Origin of the sequence: Janthinobacterium sp. FW305-129 (assembly GCF_020858115.1) — a bacterium.
In the GTDB taxonomy this organism is placed as follows: domain Bacteria; phylum Pseudomonadota; class Gammaproteobacteria; order Burkholderiales; family Burkholderiaceae_D; genus Janthinobacterium.
This window is the reverse complement of the sequence record NZ_JACYMM010000014.1, coordinates 72,853-85,136: the sequence shown is the minus strand read 5'-3', so window position 1 is coordinate 85,136 and position 12,284 is coordinate 72,853. Positions and strand designations below refer to the sequence as shown.

Genomic DNA, 12,284 nt, shown 5'->3' with positions numbered 1-12,284 from the left:
CATGCAACGTTTTCTTTTTCTGCTCACGATCCTGGGCACGCTCGTTCCCGGCCTGGCGCATGCCTGGTGGCAGCCCGACTGGGCTTACCGCAAACCCGTCACCGTCGATGCCGGCCCGAAGGCGGGCGCCGTGGGCGGCGATCCCGGCCGCATTCCCGTGCTGCTGCGCTTGCATTCGGGCAACTTCAACTTCGAAGGCGTCAGCGACAACGGCGCCGACCTGCGTTTCGTGGCGGGCGACGATAAAACGGTGCTGAACCACCAGATCGAACAGTTCAATCCGCTGCTGGGCATCGCCCTGATCTGGGTCGACGTGCCGGCCCTGACGGCCGGTACGCCGCAGCAGCTGTGGATGTACTATGGCAATCCGAAGGCGCCCGCTTCCGGCAACGGCCAGCGCACGTTTGACCCCGACTACAGCCTGGTGTACCACTTCAGCGAGCCTGGCGTGCCTTCGCGCGACAGCACCGCCTACGGCAACCATGCCCAGACGGCCGTGCCGGCACTCGACGGTTCCGTCATCGGCGCCGGTGCCCGCCTGGGCACGGCGCCCCTGATGCTGCCCGCCTCGCCTTCGCTGGCGCTGGCCGCCGGTGCGCCATTCACCTTTTCCGCCTGGGTGCGTCCGGACAGCCTGGGCGCGCAGCAAGTACTGTATGCGCGCCGCGATGGCGCCAGTGAATTGCTGATCGGCGTAGACCAGGGCGTGCCTTTCGTGCAGGTGAATGGCCAGCGCAGCAAGCCGGGCCAGCCTATCCAGGCCGCGCAATGGTCGCACCTGGCCGTCAAGGCCGACAAGAACAACGTGGCCCTGTACGTGGGCGGCCGTCCGGCCGTCTCGCTGGCCACCGCCCTGCCGGCGTTCAGCACGGCGGCCTCGGTGGGCGCCGATGCGCCGCCGGTCGCTTCCGGTACTTCCACCCTGGCCAACTTCACGGGCGCCATCGACGAGCTGCGCCTGTCGCGCACGGCCCGTCCCGACGCCCTGCTGCTGGCCGACGCCGTCTCGCAAGGTTCCGAATCGCGCCTGGCCGTGTTTGGCGCCGATGAACAGCAGGCCGGCAAAAGCCATTTCGGCTTCATCATCGCCGCCATGCCGCTCGACGCCTGGATCGTCGTCGGCGTGCTGGGCCTGATGATGGTCTTGTCGTGGATCATCATGATCGGCAAGGGCCGCAGCTATGGAGCCATCTCGCGCGCCAATGCGCAATTCATGCAATCGTTCCACGAAGCGGCCGGCGCACCGCTGGACCACCTGGCGCGCAACGGCAAGCTGAGCGCTTCCGTGAAGACGGATTCCTCGCTGTGGCGCCTGTATGACGTGGCCATCGACGAGATGCGCCGCCGCCACGACCGCGGCTACGACCTGAACGCCGTTTCGAACGCCACCATCGGCGCCATCCGCGCCGCCATGGATGGCGTGATGGTGCGCGAAAGCGAGCGCATGTCGAAGCGCATGATCTGGCTGTCGACCACCATCGAAGGCGCGCCGTATGTCGGCCTGTTCGGCACCGTGATCGGCATCATGCTGGTGTTCGTCGTGGCGGCCATGGCCGGCGCCGTGGACATCAACTCGGTGGCGCCGGGCATGGCGGCAGCGCTGCTGTGTACGGCTGCGGGCCTGGGCGTGGCGATTCCCGCGCTGTTCGGCTACAACTGGCTGTCGTCGCGTTCTGACGCTATCGTCGCTGATATGGCCGTCTTCGTCGATGAATTTGCCACGCGCCTGGCTGAAGAGCAGGGCGACGGACGCCAGATGCGTCCCGTGCTGCAACAGGCGTGAGGGGCGCATAACCATGGCCACCTCCGCCAAGTTTACCCCCCGCAAGCGTAGCGGCGGCATCAACATCACGCCCTTCGTCGACGTGCTGCTGGTGGTGCTGGTGATCTTCATCTTGACCAGCAATGCCAGCATTCCGGGCATCAAGGTCGACCTGCCCAAGGCCAGTTCGGCCATGGCGCTGGAAAAACCGAAGACCAAGGCCATCACCATCGACAACGCGGGCCAGGTCTTCCTCGACGCCTATCCCGTCACCCTGCCCGAGCTGGAAGAGCGCTTGCGCACGGAAAAGGCCCTGACGCCCGATTTTCCCGTGATCGTGCGCGGCGATGCCGCCGTGCAATACGCGAAAGTGGTCGAAGTGCTCGACTTGCTGCGCCGCATCGACCTGAACCAGGTGGGCCTGGTGACCGGCAAGCCGGCATGAGGAGCACAAGGTGAAGCGTGACGACATGATGAAGATGGCCGCCTCGGAACCGTCGGGCGCGGCGCAGTGGTGGCGCCGCTGGGGCGGCGTGGCCGGCGGCGCGCTGCTGGCCGCTGGTCTGGCCGCGCTGGTCTGGTATTTGCTGTCGGACACGGCGGCCACCAAGCGCGAAGTGGCGGCCCCGCCGATGCTGATGCTGCCCCCGCCGCCCCCGCCGCCGCCGGAACCGGAAAAGCTGCCGGAACCGACGCCCGACAAGGTGGTGCCGGAAGTGTCGGAGCCGGAACCGACGCCGGCCGATAAACCGATGGATGACGCGCCGGAAAGCCCGTCGCCGGACAAGGGCGACCCCGTCACCATCGACGGCGCGGCGCAGGCCGGCAGCGATGCGTTCGGCATCCAGGCCGGGCGCGGCGGCGGCATGACGGGCGGCGGCGGTGGCGGCGGCCTCGGTGCGGGATCGTATGGCCGCTATGTGGCCAACGCTCTGCAGATGGCCTTTGCCCGCGACCCGCGCACGCGCCAGCTGGCGTTTGCCGACATCCGCGTCGACCTGTGGCTCGATGCGGAAGGCAAGACGACGAAGGTGCTGCTGGTGCAGGGCACGGGCAATGCGCAGACGGATGAGCAAGTGCTGGCCATGGTGCGCGATTTCCGCGCCGATGAGCGCCCGCCCGCGTCCCTGCGTTTCCCGGCCCGCGTATCCATTAAAGGCCGCCGGCCATAGCGTCCTTAATTCATATTAATTTTTACCGAAAGAAGCGATGAACCTCATATTTTCTTCCCCACAGCGCCTGCGCCGCCTTCCGCTGGCGCTCGCTGCCCTGGCCTTGAGCGTGGCGGCAGGCGCGGTACAGGCGCAAGCGCCGGCCGACAGCACCATGGTCAAGCTGATTCGCGGCCTGATCCAGAGCGGCGCCCTGAACAAGGATGCCGGCGAAGCCTTGCTGGCGCAGGCGCAGAGCGAAGCGCTGGCCGCGGCGCAAGCCCGTCCGGCCGCCGCGCCGGCCGCCCTGGCGCAGGTGCAGCCGGGCGACGTGCGCGTGCCGTATATTTCGCAAACCGTGCGCGAGCAGATCCGCGACGAAATCAAGGGACAAGTGCTGGCCGAGGCCAAGGCGGGCGGCTGGGCGGCGCCGAATGAAACGCCGGCCTGGACCAAGCGCATCCGCCTGGAAGGCGACGTGCGCGCGCGCTACGAATCGCGCTACTACGACATGGCCAACAGCAATATCGAGATCGACTGGCGCTCGCTCAACAGCGGCAGCGGCTACGACGTCAATTCCAACACCAATCTGGCCCTGCCGGCGCTGCTCAACACGCGCGAAGACCGCAAGCACTTGCTGCGCGCGCGTGCCCGCCTGGGCATCCTGGCCGACATTTCCGACAGCACGCAAGCTGGCATCCGCCTGGCCAGCGGCAACGACGACAGCCCGGTCTCGACCACGCAAACCCTGGGCGGCGGCCTGGGCAAGAAAAACATCTGGCTGGACCAGGCCTGGCTGTCCTACCAGCCCGCTTCCTGGCTGAAACTGACTGCGGGCCGCTTCGATAACCCGTTTGTTTCCAGCGATGAACTGTTTTCCAGCGAACTCAATTTCGACGGCATCGCCGCCAAGGTGCAGCAGCCCGTCGGCGCGAGCAAGGACGTCACCGTATTCGGTACCCTGGGCCTGATTCCGCTCGAGTATTCGTCCGACAACGCGCCTAGCCGCAGCCAGGCAAAAATGTCGAGCGAAAACAAATGGCTGCTCGGTGCACAAGTGGGCGCGTCGTGGAAGATCAATAGCGACCACCAATTGCGCGGCGCCGTGGCCTACTACAACTTCCGCAACATCAACGGCGAGTATTCGCAGCCGTGCGCCCTGTACGCGGGCGCCGATGGCTGCAGCACGGACTGGTCGCGTCCATCGAGCATGCAAAAGGGCAATAGCTTGATGTTGCTGCGCAATATCGCCCTGAACCCGCTGGACCCGGCGAATACGCCGCAGCCGCAATTCGTGGGCCTGGCGTCGAAGTTCCGCCTGGCCAACCTGAATGCGCGCTGGGATAGCAAGGTGGCCGGCGGCACGGACTTGCGCATCGAAGGCGATTATGTGCGCAACATGGCCTACGACAAGAATGAAATGTGGGCGCGCGCCAAGGGCGGCATCATGAACAACTTCGGCGGCACGGGCGGCGTCTCGCAAGCCGATTTCAGGAGCGGCGGCAACGCCTACATGCTGCAGGCGACCCTGGGCAAGGCGAATACGCAAGCGCGCGGCGACTGGAACGTGCTGCTTGGCTACAAGCGCATCGAACCGGATGCCTTGCCTGACGCCTACAACGATTCCACCTTCCACCTGGGCGGCACGAATGCGCGCGGCTACTACCTTGGTGGCGCGTATGCGCTCGACAAGAATACCTGGCTCAATGGCCGCTGGACGTCGAGCCGCGAAGTGTTCGGTTCGGCACTGTCGATCGACACCCTGCAAATCGAATTGAACGCGCGTTTTTAAGGAGCCATGATGTTGATATCCAACAAAATGCGCTTGCCGCTACTGCTGCTGAGCTTGCTGGCCGCCGGCATCGCCCAGGCGCAGGGACAGAAGGGGCAAAGCATGGAAGAGCGCTTGCGCGCCGAGTTGCGCAATGTCACGGCGCAGTTGCAGCAGACGCGCGGCGAGCTGGAATTGCTCAAAGCCAAGGGCACGCCGGTCGCCACGGCCGCACCAGTCGCCGCGCCCGCCAGCGATGGCTTGAAGAAGGAGCTGGCGCGCAGCCAGTCGCAACTGGCGCAGGAACGCGCGCAGCGGGAAAAACTGGCAGCCGAGCAACAGCGCGGCGCCGCCGCCGCGCAAGAGGCCAGCGCCAGTCTGGCCCAGTACCGCCAGACCGGCGAACAGCTGGCCGCCACGGGCAAGCAGCTGGCAGCGGAGCGTGCGCGCCTGGACGGCGAAGTGGCAGCGCAGCGCGGCGCCCTGGCGCGCTGCGAGAGCAAGAATGCCCAGCTGTATGCGGCCGGGCAGGAAATCCTGCAAGCGTATGAAGGCCTCGACGTGCTGGACGTCATGAAGGCGCGCCAGCCGTTCGCCGCGCAAAGCCGGGTGAAACTCGAACAGATTGCCCAGCAGTACGGCGACCAGCTGTACCAGGGCCGCTTTGATGCGCGTCAAACCGACGCGGCAGCAACGCCGGCCGCCCCCGCACCGGCCCCCCAATAATTTTACTTTTTGAAATGAATGGAATGACGATGGAAAACACGAATAGCTTGCTGACCACCCTGAATGCGGAACAAACGGCCGAGGCCATCAAGGCGGCCGGCTGCGCCGTTACCAGCATCGAGCACGACGGCGTCGTGCGCCTGCATAGCGCCAGCCATGGCATCGGCTTTCAGGTGCTGTGGGGCAATGAAGCTGCGCCGGGCCAGTACGCCGACCTGACCCTGAGCTGCCCGCTGCGCGTGCAGGGCGGCGACTTGCCGGTCGGCTTGCTGGCCGAATGGCACCGCAGCAAGCGCTTCGCCCGCGTGGCCCAGCATGGCGATTTCGTCGTGCTGGAAATGGATGTGCTCGTCGCCGGCGGCGTCAGCCGCGAGTACCTGAATATCAATCTGCAATTGTGGACGCAGATGATGGGCCAGTTTTTCTTGTTCTTGCGCAACTTTACCCCGGCCGATACGAGCACCGCACCGGTAGTCGAGGCCGCCAGCGTGGCCGAAGAAGAAACTGTGCCGGCCTGATAATCGATCCACAGGCGGCGAAAAAAGGCCCATGACGGGCCTTTTTTGCCGTCAGCGAACCCCAAGTGTCGTATTAAATACTTATTTTTTAGGCATCGCGCATTAAAACTGCTCAAAGAGCGTGTGTGAATCAAGCCAGCAACGGCTGTATGGCGGATAATATTGCCTGTTGCCGATTTGGATACGACCTTTACACAAAAATGCGCCCCATGGATTTTACCCGCGACGAAACCAGTGAAACCCCAGTTGCCCCGGCCAGCGCGCCGGGAGCGCCTTTGCCGTACGCCGTCGCCACCTGGCTGCAGCGGGTGGAGGCTGCCGCCCATCCGAAGGCCGTGCTGACGATTGCCGAGCCCGATCCCAAACTCAACCAGCATCGCCTGATCTACGTGCTGGCGCCCACCAGCGGCGGCCGCCACGTGGCCCTGTGCCTGTACAAGGCGCGGCTGCGGCCGAATGGCGACGTGGCGGCGGCGTCCCCCATCAGCGAAATCTTTTCCCTGCTGTCGGCGCCGCCCACGTTCTTGACGCCGGCCGACGAAGACCTCGTGCGTTTCTTCGTGGCCATGCGCAGCGGACAGAATTCGCAGACGGGCAGCGCCACGGAGCCGAAGGGCAAGGTGGGCGCGGCCCTGCTGAAAATGCTGGCAGAGCAGGATAAATTGCTGTGGGCCAATTCCTGGGCCGACGTCGGCAATGGTCTCGTGTATCCATTGAAGGAAGGTCCCGTGCGTCCCGCCCGCCTGTTCTGGCGCGACGAGGGCAAGACCATGCGCCTGGGCTGGCAGGTGGACCCGCCGGAAGGCGCGAAGCACCATGGCGCCGACCAGATCGACTACATGCTGCCCACCGATCCGCCGTGGTATATCGACAATCTGTCGTGCGGCGTGCTGGAACTGAACCAGGGCGGCTCCGACATTTCCCTGGCCGATTTGCAGGCCCTGGTGGCGCAGGCGCCGCCGTTGAACGCGAACGACAAGGTGCGCGTGTCGCAACTGCTGCTGGCGCAAGGCTTGCAGCATTTGATGCCGCTGCCGCAGCCGTTGCCGCAGCGCTTGCGCAAGGATGTGCCGGCGCAACCGGTCTTGCTGCTCGATAGCGCCATGCTGGCCGATGGCAGTGCGCAGCGCTGGAGCGACTTCGCCGTGCTGTCCTACGATTACGATGGCGAAAGGGTCTCGTTCGACCCGTCGCAGCGCGTGGTGCGGCAAGTGGGCGAGGTGACGGAAATTATCCAGCGAAACACGGTCGACGAAGCGCGCGCGCTGGCAACATTGGCCGAGCTGCAATTCAAGAAGCCCGGTTCCGCCCCCCTGAGCGGGCTGAAAGGCGCCTTGCTGCTGCCTTCCCAGGCGGAATGGCTGCGTTTTGCCGAGTCCGGCATCGATACCTTGCTGGCGCAGGGCTGGATCGTGGAAAAGACGGCCAAGTACCGCTACGACGTGAGCGACGTGGGCGACTGGTACGCGGAAATCGACGACCAGGACCCGGACAGCGGCAACGCCTGGTTCGAACTGGAACTGGGCATCGTCGTCAACCACGAGCGCGTGCCGCTGCTGCCCGTGCTGGTGCAGCTGATCCGCAACGCGCCCAACGATTTCAACCCGAAAGTCATCGAAGCGCATGCCGACGATGACCAGATGCTGGCGACCTTGCCGGACGGCACGCGCGTGGCCCTGCCGTGGGGCCGCGTGCGCCCGATTTTGAACACCCTGGGCGAACTGTATTTCGGCGACAAGATCAGGCATGCCGTGCGCATGTCGACGCTGGATGCGGCGCGCCTGGAAGAGCTGGCGCGGGGCCTGGAGATGCAGTGGACGGGCGGCGAGCAGCTGCGCGCCATGGGCCGCAAGCTGAGCCAGTTCGGTTCCGTGCAAAAAGTGGCGGCGCCCGCCGGCCTGCAGGCCACCCTGCGCGATTACCAGGCCGATGGCCTGGCGTGGATGCAATTCCTGCGCGACCATGACCTGGCGGGGATTTTGGCCGATGACATGGGCCTCGGCAAGACCGTGCAAACCCTGGCGCATATCCTGGTGGAAAAGGAAGCGGGCCGCCTCACGCATCCGGCCCTCGTCATCGCACCAACGAGTTTGATGGGCAACTGGCAGGACGAGGCGGCCAAGTTCGCGCCCAGCCTGAAGGTATTGCTGCTGCAAGGCAAGGACCGCGCCCAGCAATTCGACCAGATCGACCAGTGCGACCTGGTGCTGACAACGTACGCGCTGTTGCCGCGCGACGAGGAAACCTTGCGCGAGCATGATTTCCACCTGGTCATCCTCGACGAATCGCACTACATCAAGAATACGCGCAGCAAGGCGGCGCAAAGCGCGGGCCTGCTGCGCGCGCGCCACCGCCTGTGCCTGTCCGGCACGCCGCTGGAAAATCATTTGGGCGAACTGTGGTCGCAATTCCACTTCCTGCTGCCGGGCTTGCTGGGCGACGAAAAGACCTTCAATACCCAGTTCCGCCATCCGATCGAGCGCCAGGACGATCCGCTGCGCCGCATGCTGCTGAACCGCCGCATCAAGCCGTTCCTGCTGCGCCGCACGAAGGACAATGTCGCCAAGGAATTGCCGCCGAAGACGGAAATGGTGCGCAAGGTGGAGCTCACGGGACCGCAGCGCGACCTGTATGAAACCGTGCGTCTTGCGATGGATCAAAAAGTACGCGAAGAAATCGACAAGAAGGGCGTGGCGCGTAGCCAGATCGTCATCCTCGAAGCGCTGCTGAAACTGCGGCAAGTGTGCTGCGACCCCCGCCTCGTGAAATCCTTGCCGGCGAAGAAGCAGTCGGCCGGTTCGGCCAAGCTGCTCGACCTGATGCAGATGGTGGAAGACTTGCTCGACGAAGGGCGCAAGATCCTTGTCTTCTCACAATTTACCAGCATGCTGGAGCTGATCGAGGAAGAGCTGGAATCGCGCGACATTCCCTACGCCTTGCTGACGGGCGAAACGAAGGACCGGGGCGCGCAAGTGGCGGCCTTCCAGCAGGGCGCCGTGCCGATCTTCCTGATCAGCCTGAAAGCGGGCGGCGTGGGCTTGAACCTGACGGCGGCCGACACGGTCATTCACTACGACCCGTGGTGGAATCCGGCGGCGGAAAACCAGGCCACGGACCGCGCCTGGCGCATCGGCCAGGACAAGCCAGTCTTCGTGTATAAACTGATCGCGAAGGGCACCCTGGAAGAAAAAATCCAGTTGCTGCAGCAAAAGAAATCGGAGCTGGCGCAATCGATCCTGGCCGAAGGCGAATCGCAGAAGATGGCCCTCACGCAGGAAGACTTGCAGCAGATTTTCGCCCCGCTGGAAGATTAACGCAGCAGCACGCTTATACTTGGCGCATTCCATTCACGCCAGGTATAAAGCATGCTGCCCATTTTCCTCCTGCTGCTTGCCGGCGCCATCCTCATGGCGCTGCGTTTCGTCCAGTTGCGCCGCGCCCTGCTGCGCGCGCGCGCGGGCGAACAGCAGTTCCGCCTGCTGCTTGAACACAGCCGCGATACGGCCTTTCTGCTCGACGCCGCTACCCTCGAATTACTCTACATCAGCCCCGCCGCGCAGCGCATGACCGGTTACGACCTGCCTGCCCTGCGCGCACACGCGGCGCAGCTGGCGGCCGACGTGCCGGCCCGGCTGCAGCGCTGGCGCGATGGCGATACGAGCCGTTTGACCCTGCTGCGCGAAGCGGAATTGGCGCATGCCGACGGGCACCTGCTGGCGCTGGAAATCAGCTCGACCATCGTGCCTGCCGCGCAAGGGCGCGGCGTCACCGTGGCGGGCACGGTGCGCGACGTCAGCGCTGCCCAGGCCCAGGAAGCCGAGCGGGAAAAGGAGCAGAAGCGCTTCGCCTCGATGCTGTCGCATGAATTCCGCTCGCCGCTGGCCACCATCGACGGCGCCATCCAGCGCCTCGTCTCGACCTCCGGTGACGCCGACGAGGCCACGCGCAAGCGCTATGTGAAGATCCAGACGGCCGTCGACCGTTTGTTGGCCATGATCGACGACTATCTGTCACCTGAACGCATGGCGGCCATCGGCCGTGAGCGGGCCGCCGACGGCATCGCGCCGCTGGCCTTGCTGCAGCAGGCAGCCGCCGGCGTGCCCGCCAGCCACCGCGTGCGGCTGGAACTCGACGAAGACTTGCCTGCCCGGCTGCGCTGCGACGTGCCCGGCATGGCCCTGTGCCTGAAAATCCTGCTGGACAACGCCGTCAAGTTCAGCCCGGCCGGCAGCAGCATCACCGTGGCGGGACGGCGGGCCAGCGGCGGCGGCGTGGAGCTGTGCGTGCGCGACCAAGGTACCGGCGTGCCGGAGGCGGAACTGGCGCATATCTTCGAAAAAAGTTTCCGTGGAACCCATGCCACGCATGCGGGCGCGGGCCTGGGACTGTACATGGCGCGCGCCGTCGTGGACGTGCATGGCGGGAGTTTGCAGGGGCATAATCTGCCCGAAGGCGGGGCAGTTTTTCGGATTTGGCTGCCGCTTCCTGTCTAGACAAGGAAAAGCCTTGCTTCCGCTGAAGTCAACCGTGATAATTCCTTGACGTAAACCTATCAGCCCGTCCATCATGGTGCAGAAGTGAATGGCATGGTTTGCCCACGGTTTGCTTACTAACAAAGAATGGCGTAGCAATGACGAAAATATTGATCGTCGAAGACAATCTGGACTACGCCGAAGACATGGCGGAATTCCTCGTTGAGCTCGAGCACGAAGTCCATATCACCAGCTCCGCTGGCGGCATGTGGACTGCATTGAGCCATGGTAATGTCGGCGTGGTGGTGCTGGATCTGGGCTTGCCCGATGAAGACGGCTTCAACGTCATCCCCCGCATGCGCCAGCTGTATCCGCAAATCGGCGTGCTGGTGCTGACGGGGCGTGTCGCCTTCGACAGCCGCATCCTCGGCTTGCGCCTGGGCGCCGACCACTATCTGACCAAGCCGATCAAGTTCCCCGAACTGGCCGCCCACATCGAGGCGCTCGACCGCCGCGTGGGGCCGCAAGACCCCGTGCCCGAGCCAGGCAAGTGGACCTTGAAAGTAAGCGCTCGCCAACTCGAGCTGATGGGCGCCGTGATCGCCCTGACGGAAAAGGAATTCAACTTCCTGCACTTGCTGACCATCAACACCCGTCCCGTGCCGCGCGACGTCATCGTGGCCGGCATGGGTGGCGAAGACCCCGATGCGGGCCGCCGCGTCGACATGCTCGTGTATCGGCTGCGCAAGAAAGCCAAGACGGGCCTGGGCCAGGACTTGCCGCTGCGCAGTGCGTATGGCGAGGGCTACAGCCTGTCGGCCAGTTTCAATCTGTCCTGATCGTGCATATTGCGCCGCCCGCGAGCGGGCGGCAGCATAAAAGGGACAGAGTCAACCGCTTTTTTCAGCATTTCAAATAAAACAGGGTCAGAGTCGCGTCTGCACCCCGGAGTGTGTAAAATCAAGGCCTTAGCCTTCATTTTACGACTTTCCCCATGGCCCGTTTGCCCCGCCTCATCATTCCCGCACTGCCCCATTACGTGATCCAGCGCGGCAGCAACCGCCAGCCCGTGTTCCAGGACGCGGCGGACTACGCGCAATTCCTGTCCTGGCTGAAAACGGGCGCGAAAATGTTCAAGGTGGCCATCCACGCCTACGTTTTATTGCCAGATCAATTACATTTATTGGCGACGCCAGCCGATGCGACGGGCCTGGGGCAGCTGATGCAGTGGCTGGGGCGCTATTACGTGCCGTATTTCAACCAGAAATACGGCCGCGAAGGGGCCTTGTGGCAGGGACGCTACAAAACCTCCGTCATCGATCCCGACAATTTCTTCCTTACTTGCTGCCGCTACCTGGAATGCGTGCCCGTGCAGACGGGCCTGGCGGGCCAGGCGCTCGATTACAGCTGGTCCAGCTATGCCCACCATGCGGGCGTGCGGCCCGATGCCGTCATCACCGACCATGCCTTGTACTGGGCGCTGGGCAATACGCCGTTCGACCGCGAGGCGGCGTATTTGCGCCTGTTCGAGCAAGGCCTGGGCAGCAGCCAGGTGAAAACCGTGGAACAGGCCGTGTTGAAGGGCTGGCCGCTGGGTTCCGACGCTTTCAAGCAGGCGCTGGAGCAAAAAATGCAGCGGCAAGTGCTGCCCGCCAAGCGGGGCCGTCCCCGCAAAATCGTCGCCGAGCCGGACGCCAATTGAAAGGCATTCGCATTTAAAACAAAAAATGGTTTCTTTCTGACGTTTTATTGAAATGGCTTCGACTATGTCCCTATTAAATTTTTAGAGCGACGGAATAGAATTTAATTCGACTCCGACCCTAATTGTTCTAGTTGAGTTTTTTGTTGCGTTGCACTACTCTAGTTTTTCGATAGTCATATGCA

At 64.0% G+C, this 12,284-nt stretch carries 10 protein-coding genes; all 10 read left to right on the top strand.

The window, feature by feature from the left end; all coding sequences use genetic code 11:
- Window position 1 precedes the first annotated feature (1 nt).
- The 10 genes from IGS61_RS24845 (at window position 2) to IGS61_RS24800 (ending at window position 12,102) form a co-directional block, all read left to right on the top strand.
- On the top strand, window positions 2-1,783 hold the full coding sequence (locus IGS61_RS24845) for a DUF2341 domain-containing protein (RefSeq protein WP_230542038.1): 1,782 nt from the start codon (window positions 2-4) through the stop codon (window positions 1,781-1,783).
- Window positions 1,784-1,796: 13 nt separating this feature from the next.
- Entirely contained in the window at window positions 1,797-2,207 is a 411-nt protein-coding gene (locus IGS61_RS24840; protein ID WP_034753784.1) for an ExbD/TolR family protein, read from the top strand.
- 10 nt (window positions 2,208-2,217) lie between these two features.
- Window positions 2,218-2,934, top strand: a complete 717-nt coding sequence (locus IGS61_RS24835; protein ID WP_230542037.1) for a hypothetical protein — start codon at window positions 2,218-2,220, stop codon at window positions 2,932-2,934.
- Window positions 2,935-2,971: 37 nt separating this feature from the next.
- Window positions 2,972-4,705, top strand: a complete 1,734-nt coding sequence (locus IGS61_RS24830) for a putative porin (RefSeq protein ID WP_230542036.1) — start codon at window positions 2,972-2,974, stop codon at window positions 4,703-4,705.
- A 9-nt stretch (window positions 4,706-4,714) separates the two neighbouring features.
- On the top strand, window positions 4,715-5,410 hold the full coding sequence (locus IGS61_RS24825) for a hypothetical protein (protein WP_230542035.1): 696 nt from the start codon (window positions 4,715-4,717) through the stop codon (window positions 5,408-5,410).
- A 29-nt stretch (window positions 5,411-5,439) separates the two neighbouring features.
- The gene (locus IGS61_RS24820; RefSeq protein WP_230542034.1) at window positions 5,440-5,928 is read left to right on the top strand and encodes a YbjN domain-containing protein; all 489 of its coding nucleotides are present in this window, start codon (window positions 5,440-5,442) and stop codon (window positions 5,926-5,928) included.
- 209 nt (window positions 5,929-6,137) lie between these two features.
- Window positions 6,138-9,242, top strand: coding sequence for a DEAD/DEAH box helicase (locus IGS61_RS24815; protein WP_230542033.1), 3,105 nt, complete (start codon window positions 6,138-6,140; stop codon window positions 9,240-9,242).
- A gap of 51 nt (window positions 9,243-9,293) precedes the next feature.
- Window positions 9,294-10,421 (top strand): PAS domain-containing sensor histidine kinase, encoded by a 1,128-nt coding sequence (locus tag IGS61_RS24810; RefSeq protein ID WP_230542032.1) that lies wholly within the window; start codon window positions 9,294-9,296, stop codon window positions 10,419-10,421.
- A 137-nt stretch (window positions 10,422-10,558) separates the two neighbouring features.
- Complete coding sequence (locus tag IGS61_RS24805) at window positions 10,559-11,239, top strand: response regulator transcription factor (protein WP_034753797.1); 681 nt, start codon at window positions 10,559-10,561, stop codon at window positions 11,237-11,239.
- Window positions 11,240-11,394: 155 nt separating this feature from the next.
- Window positions 11,395-12,102 carry a transposase gene (locus tag IGS61_RS24800; RefSeq protein ID WP_230542031.1) on the top strand — a complete coding sequence of 236 codons (708 nt, stop codon included), beginning with the start codon at window positions 11,395-11,397 and terminating at the stop codon, window positions 12,100-12,102.
- Window positions 12,103-12,284 lie beyond the last annotated feature (182 nt).